This window comes from Celerinatantimonas sediminis, assembly GCF_046054195.1.
Classification (GTDB): domain Bacteria; phylum Pseudomonadota; class Gammaproteobacteria; order Enterobacterales; family Celerinatantimonadaceae; genus Celerinatantimonas.
The window spans coordinates 22,456-35,886 of record NZ_JBEQCS010000008.1; the positions used below are offsets into that span (position 1 = coordinate 22,456).

Below are 13,431 nucleotides of genomic sequence, written 5' to 3' on the forward strand. Positions count from 1 at the left end.
GAAGATGTTTTTTTCTAGGAATTAGTTATGAACTGGGCAAATAAAGTCTGAATTAAAATTATAAAAGAAAGTATTTCATATAATTGTCTGCATCTGTATATTACACTAATTAGTAGCCAGTCTTGTCATTGTAATATATTATCGAGCTGATTTTTCGTAATGGACTATAACTGAGTTGTATATGGATGACGTTTTATCTTCTTGCCTAAATGCTGAAGGAATGTCAGCACAATGCGTTTATGACAAAATTAATCAAGAGCTAGAAACCGATGGTGATCGGTATAAGGATCTTGGTAGTTTTACTGCTGTACAAATGAATCCTCAAGCCCGTCAGTTGGTGATGGATAATATGGGTATCAACCTCATCAACCAAAACGAGTTTCCGCAAACAACTAAAATTCACCAGATCTTAGTAACCACATTAGCCACGCTACTGCATGCGCCAGATCAACAGCAAGTGACGGGATGTTCGACATCTGGATCGTCTGAAGCTTGTGCGATTGCCATGGTGGCCCATAAAGGTCGCTGGAAAGAACGTGCGGCATTGACGGATAGACCCAATATCGTTTTAGGTTCGAATGCGCATTTATGCTGGCGAAAATTTGCCACTTATTTCGATATTGAAGTTCGGGAAGTGGTATTTAAAGATTTTAATCAGTATCCACTCGAAGATATGTTATCCCTGGTGGACCAAAACACTATCTGTGTTGTTGCCGTTATGGGATCAACCTATACAGGGTTCTGTGAACCGATCAAGGCTATTAATGATGGACTAACTGAGCTTAATCAGCGTCATGGCTGGAATGTTGGTATTCATGTCGATGCTGCTACTGGCGGCTTTATCCGTCCGTTTATAGATGACTCATCTTTACCTGACTGGGATTTTACTTTACCGCTGGTCCAGTCTATTAATTTGTCCGGGCATAAATATGGTTTGGTTTATCCCGGTATAGGCTGGTTAATATTGCGGGACGAGACCATTTTGCCCGACAAAATGAATATGACCGCCAGTTATTTAACTGGGGAGACTCAGTCTTTTGCTATTACTTTTTCTCGTTCATCCGCTTTAGTTATTGCCCAATATTTTAATTTTCTCTTTTATGGCATCGCAGGTTATAAGGCTGTGATAGCAAATTGTCTAAAACATGCCAAACAACTAACGTCAGTGTTGAATAAATTAGATGGCATTAAAGTGATTAGCGAACAGACATTGCCAATAGTTGCTTTTTTACTAGAAGATGATACCGGTGAGTTGTCAGAGACATTTACCGCGCAACTTAAACAAAAAGGTTGGTTGATTCCCTGCTATATGATGCCAAGCAATATTAAACAGAAAGTAATGCGAATTGTCATTCGGGAAGATATGACAAATGCCCGTCTGGACGAATTAATTCAGGATATTTGTGAGGTACATGCCAGATGAATGTTGTTTTGTGTTTGACCAAAGGATTGGGAATTGGGGCATATTGGATATGAAGAGTAACAAAAAAACAAATATGGGAATATTTCGTCCCCACCCAAAAATCGAAGCTATATTGTTGTCTTGCGTAATTGTATCACTGGTCGGATGTTTGTCTTTTCTTATCTATAGTAAGTCCAGTTCGGTATTAAAAAATGAAATTAAATTAGGTTTATTGTCTAATGTTTCAGCTGCGGCAACAACGATTAACGGGGATTTGCACCGAACATTTAATAAAAATACTTCGCGGCAAGATCCTAATTATCTCGCCGTGGCAAACTCATTAGAGAAAATCAGGGAAGCCTCTCATAATGTTCGTTATATCTATACGAATATTTTAAAAGGGGGCAAGGTCTATTTTGTGGTAAATCCTAGTCCACAAAATGATAACGATGGCGATGGTGTACCCGATTTAGCTCCCGCGCTGATGGAACAGTATGAGAACCCTGCTCCGGAATTAGTTCAAGCCCTAAAAGACCATAAAAGTGTAGTGACCAGTCCATATCAGGATAGTTGGGGCCGATTTATCAGTGGTTATGCTCCTTTTTATGATTCTCAGGGGCGTTTTGTTGGCGTGCTGGGGATGGATTTGCAACTAAATGACTTTGATCAGCGGATGCACCCTATCACACTGATTTTTGAGAAAACCGCTATTATTGTCTTTTTTGTTGGCTTGATTGTTGGCCTACTGACTTGGTTTTCAAGACGTTATACGGGCTCTATTCTTTTAGATAATCAAAAACTTACCAGTAATCAAACCCACTTTGAACAGTATTTACAATCAGAAACGGGGCATTACCGTCAAGTCATAGAGGCAATTGGGCAAAAAGTGAAGTCAATGCCTTTAACAGAGACAACTCAGGTTCAAGATATCGAGCAATGGATATCAGCCTGGAATAACTATTTTCAATCTAGCCAAAGCAAGATATTCAGTGAGGACAATTTTCATCTGGATAGTATGCTCAACCATATTGCACTAGCAACGAGTGATGTCGTTGCGCTTGATATCAATCAAGAACCCTCGGTCCCCAATTATTTTTACGGCAGTTCTGCGCAATATGAGACGCTATTAAGCGAATTAGTGAAGGCTCTGCATATTCTTCATGTTGACCGGGAAGTGATGCAACTATTTGTCAGACTAGAAAATGAGCTGGTGGAGGAAGTCAGTTTAGCTATCTCTGTCTGTGTAGCAAAAGATGGGGTATCGAGCTGTCAGGCACCTGTCTTTACGCCCGATTTTTCTTTTGCTGAGACTTATAGTGTCCAGCAGATCCAGTTTTTCAGTACTGTTGCCAGGATAGAAGAATTGGGAGCAAGTATTGATTGGATTGATGACAAGACACAACAAGGATATCAGCTGACCTTTTCTGTCAGTAAATACAGGGAAGTCGAGCAATGAGGAAGATAGCCCCTTTTATTTTGGTACTAGCCGCATTTGGGATACAACTTTCTTCGGGGATCAACTACATCACTTTCCCGTTGATTCTGCAATCGCAAGGGGTGAACAATTCCATGATTGGTTTGATTATGTCCTGTGACATTTTCGCCCTGATCGTGTTTTCACAGCGAATTTCTGTGGTTGTAAAAAAGTTGGGAGTACTGAATTCCATCATTATTTGTTCGGTTGTTCGAAGTGTGGTGGTCTATTTCTTATCTGCAAATCATATGGTTATCGGCTGGGTTTTAGGAATGTTTGCTTATGGCCTGATGACCAATGCATTATTGGTGATAGTGCAAACCTGGCTAAATCTGATGTCTGCAGGAAAAATCAAAGGGCTGATCATGGGCCTGTTTTCATCTTGTTTATCTCTGGGCATTGCGATGGCACCTATTGCAATACGGTTTATCGATATGACCAGTCAACAACCATTTTACCTGAGTAGTGTGATATCGCTTCTGGTGTTAGTGGTGATGATCTCGGTTATCTCGACACGTCCCAGTTTTCATTCAGACAAAAAGGCTCGGATCGTATTTGTATTCAAACATTCAAAAATTATCATGTTATCGGCAGTGGTTGGTGGGTTCTGTTTTTTTGGATTACCGTCGTTTTTAACGATTTACGGGATAAAAAATGGTTTATCACCAGAAAATGCTGCGCTGTTACTGACCATGTTTATGTTGGGTAGTGTCACACTTGGTTTGTTGGTCAGTACATTGTCCGCGTTTATTAATCATTATCAGCTTATTTTTGTTTGTGTATGTTTATCTGTTGTATGTGCATCTTTTCTTTCTTTATCAATTTACGCCAATCTGGGTGTGGCTTTGGGATTGCTCTATCTGTGGGGCGGTTGTATGGGAGGAATATATGCGCTTGGACTTAATGTGGTGGGTGAGCAGTTTCGCCGTGAAGATCAAATGTCAGCCAACATGACTTACACCATGATGGATGCTATCGGTGGTGTGATTGGTTTGTGTATTATTGGCACCAGTATGGATTGGGTGGGTAGTGAAGGGCTTTCTTATACCATTGTTGTGGCATCCATGCTTTATCTGATTTTTGTTTTCCGCCAACTAGCTCAGCGATTTACTTATTAAGTCTGCAACGGTTAAAGAGCACTGCGTTTCAATATCGGTTTGTTGCAATTGGTGATAACTGTTTTAATAAAGCTTGAGTTTTTAATTAAAATTGTGACGGATTGAATAAACAAATTTAAATAAAAAAGCGAACCACATGGTTCGCTTTTTTATTTCGCTTGTCTCAATTTTATTTTTTGGCAAAAAAGTTAACTATTGTATAACATCTTTCGTTTGCATTGTTTCACAGTGATATTTATGGTGAAAGTGAATGAATACCTTAATCCAATATAGGTAGGTTTTTTCTGTTCTAATGCTGTAACCACGCATACGCATTTCTTCCTGAAGACCTTTCAGAAATGGGCTTTTTAGACTCATAATAACTCCTTACCTCATGATGCTGTATATATGCACAGTGTTATTTGAGATTCTCGGATATCAAGGGAAACAGTGAAAAATTTTTGCGCGTTTATACATGAACAAATTCATATTATTTATGTTTATTAACAAGTTATGTGTTTTCGATTTGAGATAATAGGTTCGGAAAACGCGCATGCGCGTTTTCCCAGATAGTATATTTAATAGAATGCTGATAAGTTCTTTTTATACAGATAGTTAACTGTGCGCGTTTTTACTGGTCCAACAAGATAAATGCGCATGCACACTAATAAAATGTTATGTTTCAGGAGAGTTTAAGTGACTCAACAAAAACCAGAAGATTTTGTGAGTGAATATAAAGATATAGATTTTGGGAAACTGAAGTTGTATCGGGTCGAAGGCGCAAATATAACTCCGCCTACGCCATCTAAAAATGTAATTTCAACTGCTCTTTACAGAGGTTATATAGCTGAATACAAACTAACTAAAGATGGGACACTTATCCTTTTGAGTTATAGTTATCCTACAAGCCGTAAAGAGTATAAAACGGATGCTGTAAATGAGATAGTGCATGGCGATTTTTCATTGGAGTTTAGAGAATCATTCTTTGGTACAAAAACCATTGTACCATTTCATAATGGCAAAATAGTTATTGATAAAAGCCAGTGGCGCATTATAGAAAAGTCTGGTTTAAACCCAGTTGAAATGATATTAAATAAATCAGAGAAAAAAACATAACAAATCGCTTCAATTGATAAAATAACTGTTACGAATTTTGCTTCGCAAAATATAGTGCCAGCTATTTTGCAACTGAGCTCAGCGTTAGAAGCAATAGATCAAAGTTAATATGAACTGGCTTGAATTTAAAAAAATATCAGAAAGAGAATTTAAATATATAGAGCTTGAAGGTGGACTTTTCGGATACCAGATGCAGCCTGGAACAAAGTGGAATAAAGGGTTATCTGATGATCAAATTAGAAAGCTAGAAGACAAATTTGGCTTTAAATTATCAAATGATTATCGAGATTTTATTAAAGTGATGAATGGAATTGATACTGAGCTTATATCAATTGATCCGTTTGAATTAGAAGATGATTCATATTCTCAGCTGTACTATGAATACCCGAAAGATTGCGAACGGATATCAGCGTTACTTGAAGAAATTGATAAATTTAAAGAATGTATAGATGAAGTGTTAACTGATGCGGGGTTTAGCGTTAGTGACATCGAGGGATATGTTCCAACTTATGCGCATAGGTCTCTCGTTGTCTTCAAGGACAAGTCGCTATCACCTGTGATTTCAGTTTGGGGTAGCGATGTCGTTGTGTTGGCGGAAAACTTAGAAGAATATTGGATTAAAGAATTGGGATTAGAATATTGTTTCTAACAAATCGCAGCAATTGACAAAAATACATGTCACGAATTTTGGTTCCCAAAATGTAGCGCCATATATTTTTGCAACGATGCTCAGCGTTATACTACTTAGGTAGGCTATGGGATCACAAATAAAAATCTATCACTTATTTGTACATGAAAAATCGGGCAAATATTTTTTGCTTGAAGAGGTCCGTCGTAGTTTCTCGAACGTAAATGAATCAGATTATGTTCGAGTTTGCGATGAGGTTGAAAATAAAGTTGCAAATTTTGTTTCTACTGAACACCTGATACGAGTTGGAATAATGGAATATTTGCCATTGGGCGAGTATTATATTCAGCAAAAAATGGAGATATTCTTGATATTTATTATTGCGTTAATTTGCTGGATGATCGGTACATTATTTTAGGAACAGGAAATAGCGAAAAATTGTTTCTAGAAGAAGCTCTAGAGGAGTATCCAGATGAGGTTGATGCAAAACATATTCACAAGATTTCAGTAGAATATGTGAAAAAGTGAGCATTCTATGACTCTTGATCTTGAAAAATTAATTCTTCTCTATGATGAAAATTTCATGGAGCTTAGTGTTAAAGGAGTGTTCAAAGAGTTCCTGGGTATCCCATTTGGAATAAATTTGAATAGTTGTAAAATTAGTTCATGTAAGTGTTTCACAGATTTTTTGCTTCCAACAATAAAATTCTCTAGATTTGATGAGTGGTTTGTGGATGAAAAAGCAGAGGAAGTTGAATACATCAAAAAGGCCTTATTATTCAACGCGCCTATATCTCTTGATAAAGACTCGATTCGTCTAGAAATAGAGAGTGTAAATCGATACTTGGAAGAAAATAAAATAGAACAAATTATCGAAATTGAAGGTTTTAATGAGTCACTTGAATATGGATATAAGTTCAATTTCAATTGGAACCACTGGTCAATGGTGGGAGTAAGTCAGAACTATTATTTGGCGTATCATTGGTATACAACAGAATAAAATATACGAGGCCATTAAAGTGACGGCTTTCCCGTCAGTTGTTCTGTGGCTTTAGCTACATCGATACAAAACAATCAACTCTAAAGCTGCGTGTTATAACGGCGTTAGGGCTACATGGGTAAGGTATGGATTTAGAAGCAGGTTTTTGGGTTAGAGATTTCGAGGTTGATCAAGTAGATTCGCAAATCATCCCGAAGGTAGGTGAACAGCGCATAGTTTATATTTCGCTAGACTCTGAACCGGAAAAAGGAAAAAAATATTACGTTTTATGGTTTCCTCCCTATTCAGCAATTAATGGCTGGGATGATAATCCCAATGAAATTAAGAGAACGCATGTCGTTGAATGCACATTAACCTACCTTGAAAGCTTCCCATTTACAGATGAACAAATTAATAGTTTCGTTGACAAGTGGATTATTGCTAAAGACAAAAGTAAGTATCAAGCAAATATCTTGAGTGTTACTCCATTTTTAGAATTCTGTGAAAATTACGAGGGGCATGATTATTTCTCCTTTCAGCGATGTGGTTATCCTGATGGGAGCACAAAAATGATATGGGAACTGTCTCGTGAATACCAAAAAGCTAAATTTGGTAGCAACCTTATATACATAACTGGTTGTGTTCCTGAGCAATTTTTCAGTGCTGTGATTGATGTCAGTGATAGCACAAAGTGTCGCGTTAAGTTTCATGAGCATTATGATCCCGGCATAGAACAATGCTTAGTTATTAACTATGAGCTAAAAGGAGATGAACTAAAGTTTTTTAAAGAGGCAATAGAAAATGCTATTGAGCTTAAGCCTTAGAAACATCCCTAATAAGAGTTTCTCGTAAATACCTACCGCGATGCGGCCGAGGTTTTGTGGTTTCGCAGCGCTCATATTAATACCCAAGTCGCTCGTGCTTGTTCGCTGGTGAGGCAGGCGTTATAACTTAGAAAATAATACGAAACTTCATGATTTAGAATATCCGCAACTAAAAGCAATCGTTCCGAAAATTTAGATATTGCCCTTGAGGCCAAGACATTAATTATATCGCAGCCTCGAAAGTTTGGTTAGGTGAAGGTGTCACTGTATCTGAAGCTGTCATTATCGAAGGTGCTTTCGAGTTCTGCTGTTGTATAATGGTCGTTAAAATGGCTCGCAAGCTGCTTTATGGTTTCGATTAAACTGTTTTAGATAAGCGTTACCGGTCAGGATTTCAGTCGATTCTGAATCGATCGATTTTCTCTTTCATCATTCGCATCACCTGCTCAAGTTGGTCTCCAGTATTTTCTAGTTGTCCGGAACGATTTGCCGTTTGAACGGATACATCACTGATGGTGTTCATATTCCTATCAATTTCATTAGCAACCACTCCTAGCTGTTCTGAGGCACTGGCAATTTGTTCATTCATCTGAGTAATGGTGCCTACGGCGGCTTTGATCCCGCTGAGAGATTCATCCACTAAACTGACTTTTTCAACGCTGTTCTGGGCTAATGTTGCGGTACGCCCAATGACATTGACCGCTTGGCTAGAGCCTTCTTGCAGTGCTGAAATAATGTTGTTGATCTGTTGGGTCGATTCCTGTGTTCGTTGCGCCAGAGAGCGTACTTCATCTGCTACAACGGCAAAGCCTCTGCCTTGTTCTCCGGCGCGAGCAGCTTCGATTGCGGCATTCAACGCCAATAGATTGGTTTGTTCAGCAATCGCTCGAATCACTTCTACTACCGAGCCAACCTGTTCACTTTGTCCGTTGAGTGTTTCGATTGCCTGATGGACGTGATTTACTTCATCTGCCAGATTTTGAATGGTATTCACGGTATCTTGAACCAGACGGCGCCCATTTTCTGTAAGGGTGTCGGCCTGTTCTGCTGCATTGGCAGCTTCCTGAGCATTTTGTGCCACATCGTTAACGGTACTGGACATTTCCGTCATAGCCGTTGCTGCTTGTGTCGTTTCAGATTTTTGCAGCTCAATATCCTTTTGTGTTTCTTTCGAAACGTTGATGATGTCAACTACTGCTGTTTGTGCCTGACGGTTAGAAACCGAAACATCGGCAATGAGTGTTTTCAGTTTCAAATTCATTTGATTGAGTGACTGACTGAGTTGACCAATTTCATCTTTACTATTGACGGTGATGACGGTGGTCAGATCCCCCTGAGACACGGTATTTGAAAACGTCAGTGCACGATTAATCTCCGCCACCATTCGTGAGGAAAGCCATATAGCAACCGAGATGCTAATGAGTGCCGAGATGGCGATGAGTATAGAAAGATTCATCATCGCGGAACTTCGCTTGTCATTAATTTCTTGCATAGCTTGCGCCATCGAGGTCTGCACATTGGTTTCCGCTTTATCGGCTTGACTGATAAAGCGCTCAAATGCAGTATCAAAGCCAGCATCGGAGTTGGCGGTATTAATTTTTTGTGTGTTGTAATTATTAAATCGTTTTTCGGTGACAGAAATGAAAGTGGTTATCTGGCGAATGAGTTCAGCTTTATTTATTTGAGAGGTCTCTTGCGCTGTTTGAATCGCTTGGGCTGCATCTTGAAAATTCTTCAGGATATTTTCAATGTGGTTCTCTTCATCACCGGAAAGTAATTCTTCCAAAAACAAATGACCATTTGCCAGCAGGTAACGTGCATTACCTAACTGTTCCAGATTGCGCATCAATCCTTGATTGAGCGATTGATTGGTCCAGGTCATCAGAGCAGACTGAAGCGTTTCATAAAGTTGATCAAACTTCTGATCTTCGCCGCTACCGGCGGACATTGAGTTAGCAAAATTCGAATAACGTTGTTCGGCCATTTGCTTAAACACATCGATATTTTTGATCACTTCGTTGAGGGAGTCTCTGACGTTGGGATCCTGACTGGCAAAAAAGATTCCTTCGTCATTTTTTCCGCCGTCAAGAACGGCTGTGGCATACCAGCGAGATTGTTTTAGTAATGACCAGACTTCATTAATATCTTCAGCTTTGTCGCCACTGACAATTTCTTCAAATTTCAGGTGTGCCTCTGTCGCCAGTAATTTTATTTCCATCGTTGCATCTACTTGTGGTGCAAACACGACACCGGCTTGCTTGCCTGCTTCACCTATTTGGTGAACATACTTTAATCCCCAGAATCCACAGTTCAGGGTCAGTAATACCATGAGCAAGGAGAATAAAAGGAATTTTGCGCGAAGCGAATGAAAGAACATTCCGCTAGAAGCGGAAGTGGAACTGCTGATTGTTGAAGAAGCCACCATAGAAATACCTGTTATGATTTACTCATTCCGACAGACAGTTTTGCCAATGCTGGCATCATACTGCTGTGTTTTCAGCTATTGCGTATGAGAGAGTATTCTCTGCTGTTTAGAAAGTGTAGACCAAAAAGATGGTGCGATAATGGTGCTTGGGAAATATGAAAGATTTGCTTAACAAAAAGGGCGTTTGAGAACATCCATTTTATGATGATAGTGGGTGCTGATTATTTGTATTCATCCGAATTCAAAGTCAGACATTATCGCCGGCATTAGTGATATTCACTTGTTGGCAATGATGAAAATTAAATACCTTCTTTAATTTTATGGATGTCTCTATTAGCAAAATTCTCCATTAAGCTTAGCTATTTTTAAAGCTGATATGACCTTGCTGGATAATCATATAATCTTCGCTATTGGTTTTTCTGGATATACATAACCTTTAAAAATAATTATGTTATTTGAAATTAGCACAAATCTCGGTTGCTAATGATTAAACGCTAATCGATATCCTTATAAGTCATGGCCATATCAATAGTTAATCGATGACTTTATATTGAACGATTAAAGTGATTGCAACTATCTATTTTTCAAACAGTTTTGTATAGAGTCAGAGGGTACAATGGAAGAGCAAAGTCAATATTTCACAGTTCATATTCCTCAAAAAGGGCCAATGGCTGGAATAGCTAATTGGAAACATTATTACTTTTTAGGGATAACAAGAGGTGAACTTGATTCTATTAACTTAAACTTTCAACAGGTTAGTGGCTTACTTAATATGATTGGTGTTAATTCATTCATCGCCACTGGTTTAGCGGTAGATCCTATTTATGCAATCAACCGGACTCAAGAGACGATAGCTACGCCTTGGCTCAACATGTATGCCGTGTTAGCTCATTATCAAAGCGATATCATTAACGTTGCATACCAAGAGAAAAAGCCACTGTTTCTACCTGAAGAATGGTCGCGAGGTTTATTCTCGAAAAATTCGGGCTGGCCTGAGTCTTTAACAAAAAAACACGATTATCAGCTTAATGGCTATCAAATGTTTATTCTCCCATTCCTTGTTCCTGACCATACAGAGCTTGTTGATCTGACCCAATCGATGAAAGCGCCAGACGGTTCTATGGAAGTGTTTTGGTTTAGCTACTTTGATACGACCAATCCTGAACGGTTACTTAGTGACTTGGTGTCACTTAAAAGTTTTATATTAGAACAAAGACAAGAACTGATCATACAGTAAACCTACTTTTTAGATTTACAGGCCGAGTGTTGTGTTTTTCTAACTGAGCTTGGTGTGATATCGAGATTGTGTTTGAATGCGCAAGTATTAAGAAATTATAAGAGTACCTAAAGCCTAGGCTAGCTAGTTTATTTTTTGATGAAGAGATCTTATGACCTTGCAAGAAGAGTACTGTGAACTAGTATTGAACCATCTTAATCGCCTAAATAATAAGTTTGAAGCTCAGTTATCTGAGTTTGTAAACCAAGCGTTTAGTGATGATGTAAAGCACCTTACTATCGAATACTATTCACCTTGTTTTAGCGATGAGTTTTCAGTTTATTTTTATGCCCTGGATAAATCTGCAAATCGAGTTGGCGATATTCATAAGTTTTTAGAGCATTGTGCAGTGGTTGTCCCTGCTGAGATCTTTGACGATGAAAAATACGAGGACATAGACCCTTGGAGTACTGCCTCAGAGATTTTAGTGTCATGGCTTAGAGAACGTTGGCAAAATGTCGGAAGCCAGCAATATCCGGCATTTGTGGCTCATCATGACAGCCATTTCTTACGAAATCTGGCTGATGGCTCTCGGACTAACTGGGATGAATTAGCCAATGCAATGGCTAAACTTTAAAGTGTTGTCGCTGTGATATAAATGATAGCAGTGACGCTCTTAACCACTTAAAAGTGAGCTGACTTGTTTAGTCTTTCTCTTTATCAAAACCCTGACGTGCTTTTTTAATCTCTGACCAGTTTGAAGCTATCCAATCCACTAAACTTTGCATTGGCACTAAAATACTTAAACCTAAATCGGTTAGCTCATATTCCACTCGGGGAGGCACTTCAGGAAAAACAGTGCGCGTGACAAATCCATCTCGCTCTAAGTAGCGCAGTGTGGTGGTTAGCATTCTTTGCGAAATGCCATTGATCATCCTTTGTAATTCAGAAAATCGAGCCTTGTGATTGTAGGAGCGTGCTATGGTTACAATGACTAAAATGCTCCATTTATCACCAATTTTTGCAAGAAATTCACGAACCACTTTCGCATCATCGCTTGTACAAAGTAGTCCTTCAGGCCCAAACATGTTCTCTTGTGTCTTTTCTTTCATATCAGTTACCTCAACCTCACTCCCTGATTTTAAAGTGCCTTCTTGTTTTATACAAGCTAACTATTCATACTTTTAGTATACAAAAGTAACCATTGTCGTCACAAAGCATGAGTCAAGTTGAGAGTGCCAACTGACAACACAGTAATGAGCTTTTAAACGAAAGGGTAGGATAAATATGACAGTTAAAACCGAATTTACTTTGACAAATACTTCTTCTTTAAATGAGCCGTCCCAAGTAACGACCGGTAGTAACCTCGGATACTGCCGTTATAGTGTGGGCGATTTTGTAGTGACAACTATTTCTGATGGAAGCGTTACGTTCGATATCAGTCAATTATTGCTAAATATTACGTCTGAAGAGCTCGACAAAATTCTTAAAAAGAATGCGCTAAGTAAAAATTTTAACATGCAGGTGAATCAATTTTTGATTCAGACCCAAGAAAAATTAATCCTCGTCGATACTGGGTTAGGGCGCGGCATCTTGCCAACAACTGGGTATCTTATCGACAATCTAGCTGCAGCTGGATATCAACCTGAGCAGGTCGATGCCTTGCTACTCACCCATATGCATGGCGATCACATTGGTGGGCTTAGTGTTAATGGGATTGCTACTTTTCCCAATGCGTCACTTTATATTAATGAAAAAGAGCTTAATTATTGGTTGGATAAGACAAATTTAGCCAATGAGAGTGATGCGAATAATCAACGTCTATTTGAATATGCCCCTAGTATGATTGAACCCTACAAACGCTCCGAAAAGTTGCATTTATTTGTCGCTGGTGAGCAGATAGTCCCAGGCATCCGCTCGTGTGATTCTTCTGGTCACACTTTAGGTCATACCAGTTATCTGGTTGAAAGTCAGGGAGAAAAACTCTGCATCATTGGAGATATTATCAATGTTGGCCCCGTTCAATTTGAAAATGTCCGTGCGCGAATGAAAGGTTTTGATAGTGACCCTAAGAGCGCTGAAAAAACGAGAATAAAAACGTTTCATGAGGTATCGCAAGATGGAACATTGATCGCAGCCACTCATCTTGATTTTCCCGGTGTCGGTTATTTACGCCAAGAGCACGATATTTTTGTTTTCACACCTTTAACAAATAAAAGTGATGATTCGGTTATCACGCTCTGATAGCCGATAAACACAACTGAAATACT

12 protein-coding genes and 1 pseudogene are annotated in these 13,431 nt (G+C 38.9%); 10 read left to right on the forward strand and 3 right to left on the reverse strand.

Annotated features, from left to right (window positions below; genetic code table 11):
• Positions 1 to 181: 181 nt before the first annotated feature.
• The 3 genes from gad to ABTQ23_RS10800 are packed head-to-tail and all read left to right on the forward strand — an operon-like array spanning position 182 to position 3,994.
• Complete coding sequence (gad, locus tag ABTQ23_RS10790; protein ID WP_408615733.1) at positions 182 to 1,423, forward strand: glutamate decarboxylase; 1,242 nt, start codon at positions 182 to 184, stop codon at positions 1,421 to 1,423.
• Positions 1,413 to 2,858 carry a PDC sensor domain-containing protein gene (locus tag ABTQ23_RS10795; RefSeq protein WP_408615734.1) on the forward strand — a complete coding sequence of 482 codons (1,446 nt, stop codon included), beginning with the start codon at positions 1,413 to 1,415 and terminating at the stop codon, positions 2,856 to 2,858. Before gad ends, ABTQ23_RS10795 begins: the two co-directional genes overlap by 11 nt.
• Positions 2,855 to 3,994 carry an MFS transporter gene (locus tag ABTQ23_RS10800; protein ID WP_408615735.1) on the forward strand — a complete coding sequence of 380 codons (1,140 nt, stop codon included), beginning with the start codon at positions 2,855 to 2,857 and terminating at the stop codon, positions 3,992 to 3,994. The genes ABTQ23_RS10795 and ABTQ23_RS10800 overlap by 4 nt, the downstream gene beginning before the upstream one ends.
• A gap of 195 nt (positions 3,995 to 4,189) precedes the next feature.
• Here ABTQ23_RS10800 and ABTQ23_RS10805 read toward each other — a convergent pair.
• Positions 4,190 to 4,351: pseudogene (locus ABTQ23_RS10805) on the reverse strand (phage integrase N-terminal SAM-like domain-containing protein); the annotation flags it as partial.
• A gap of 318 nt (positions 4,352 to 4,669) precedes the next feature.
• Here ABTQ23_RS10805 and ABTQ23_RS10810 point away from each other — a divergent pair.
• The 4 genes from ABTQ23_RS10810 (at position 4,670) to ABTQ23_RS10825 (ending at position 7,520) form a co-directional block, all read left to right on the forward strand.
• Complete coding sequence (locus ABTQ23_RS10810; protein ID WP_408615736.1) at positions 4,670 to 5,089, forward strand: hypothetical protein; 420 nt, start codon at positions 4,670 to 4,672, stop codon at positions 5,087 to 5,089.
• Between the two features lie 109 nt (positions 5,090 to 5,198).
• Positions 5,199 to 5,738, forward strand: coding sequence for an SMI1/KNR4 family protein (locus ABTQ23_RS10815; RefSeq protein ID WP_408615737.1), 540 nt, complete (start codon positions 5,199 to 5,201; stop codon positions 5,736 to 5,738).
• Between the two features lie 514 nt (positions 5,739 to 6,252).
• Positions 6,253 to 6,717, forward strand: a complete 465-nt coding sequence (locus ABTQ23_RS10820) for a hypothetical protein (protein ID WP_408615738.1) — start codon at positions 6,253 to 6,255, stop codon at positions 6,715 to 6,717.
• 125 nt (positions 6,718 to 6,842) lie between these two features.
• Entirely contained in the window at positions 6,843 to 7,520 is a 678-nt protein-coding gene (locus tag ABTQ23_RS10825) for a hypothetical protein (protein ID WP_408615739.1), read from the forward strand.
• 394 nt (positions 7,521 to 7,914) lie between these two features.
• On the opposite strand, the gene ABTQ23_RS10830 is transcribed toward ABTQ23_RS10825, so the two are convergent.
• Positions 7,915 to 9,945: a methyl-accepting chemotaxis protein gene (locus ABTQ23_RS10830; RefSeq protein WP_408615740.1), complete on the reverse strand. Its 2,031-nt coding sequence runs from the start codon at positions 9,943 to 9,945 to the stop codon at positions 7,915 to 7,917.
• Between the two features lie 616 nt (positions 9,946 to 10,561).
• Between ABTQ23_RS10830 and ABTQ23_RS10835 the strand changes: the two genes are divergently transcribed.
• Both ABTQ23_RS10835 and ABTQ23_RS10840 read left to right on the forward strand, forming a co-directional pair.
• A complete protein-coding gene (locus ABTQ23_RS10835) occupies positions 10,562 to 11,182 on the forward strand; it encodes a hypothetical protein (RefSeq protein ID WP_408615742.1) in 621 nt (206 codons plus the stop codon).
• Positions 11,183 to 11,333: 151 nt separating this feature from the next.
• Entirely contained in the window at positions 11,334 to 11,798 is a 465-nt protein-coding gene (locus ABTQ23_RS10840; RefSeq protein ID WP_408615743.1) for a hypothetical protein, read from the forward strand.
• 67 nt (positions 11,799 to 11,865) lie between these two features.
• Here ABTQ23_RS10840 and ABTQ23_RS10845 read toward each other — a convergent pair whose 3' ends face one another.
• Positions 11,866 to 12,273: a winged helix-turn-helix transcriptional regulator gene (locus tag ABTQ23_RS10845; RefSeq protein ID WP_408615744.1), complete on the reverse strand. Its 408-nt coding sequence runs from the start codon at positions 12,271 to 12,273 to the stop codon at positions 11,866 to 11,868.
• A 175-nt stretch (positions 12,274 to 12,448) separates the two neighbouring features.
• Between ABTQ23_RS10845 and ABTQ23_RS10850 the strand changes: the two genes are divergently transcribed.
• Positions 12,449 to 13,405 (forward strand): MBL fold metallo-hydrolase, encoded by a 957-nt coding sequence (locus tag ABTQ23_RS10850; protein ID WP_408615745.1) that lies wholly within the window; start codon positions 12,449 to 12,451, stop codon positions 13,403 to 13,405.
• The last annotated feature ends 26 nt before the right edge of the window (positions 13,406 to 13,431 follow it).

Coding starts and splice junctions, on each gene's coding strand:
- gad (WP_408615733.1), top strand. CDS start 182: ATGGATGACGTTTTATCTTCTTGCCTAAATGCTGAAGGAATGTCAGCA.
- ABTQ23_RS10795 (WP_408615734.1), top strand. CDS start 1,413: ATGCCAGATGAATGTTGTTTTGTGTTTGACCAAAGGATTGGGAATTGG.
- ABTQ23_RS10800 (WP_408615735.1), top strand. CDS start 2,855: ATGAGGAAGATAGCCCCTTTTATTTTGGTACTAGCCGCATTTGGGATA.
- ABTQ23_RS10815 (WP_408615737.1), top strand. CDS start 5,199: ATGAACTGGCTTGAATTTAAAAAAATATCAGAAAGAGAATTTAAATAT.
- ABTQ23_RS10820 (WP_408615738.1), top strand. CDS start 6,253: ATGACTCTTGATCTTGAAAAATTAATTCTTCTCTATGATGAAAATTTC.
- ABTQ23_RS10825 (WP_408615739.1), top strand. CDS start 6,843: ATGGATTTAGAAGCAGGTTTTTGGGTTAGAGATTTCGAGGTTGATCAA.
- ABTQ23_RS10830 (WP_408615740.1), bottom strand. CDS start 9,945: ATGGTGGCTTCTTCAACAATCAGCAGTTCCACTTCCGCTTCTAGCGGA.
- ABTQ23_RS10835 (WP_408615742.1), top strand. CDS start 10,562: ATGGAAGAGCAAAGTCAATATTTCACAGTTCATATTCCTCAAAAAGGG.
- ABTQ23_RS10840 (WP_408615743.1), top strand. CDS start 11,334: ATGACCTTGCAAGAAGAGTACTGTGAACTAGTATTGAACCATCTTAAT.
- ABTQ23_RS10845 (WP_408615744.1), bottom strand. CDS start 12,273: ATGAAAGAAAAGACACAAGAGAACATGTTTGGGCCTGAAGGACTACTT.
- ABTQ23_RS10850 (WP_408615745.1), top strand. CDS start 12,449: ATGACAGTTAAAACCGAATTTACTTTGACAAATACTTCTTCTTTAAAT.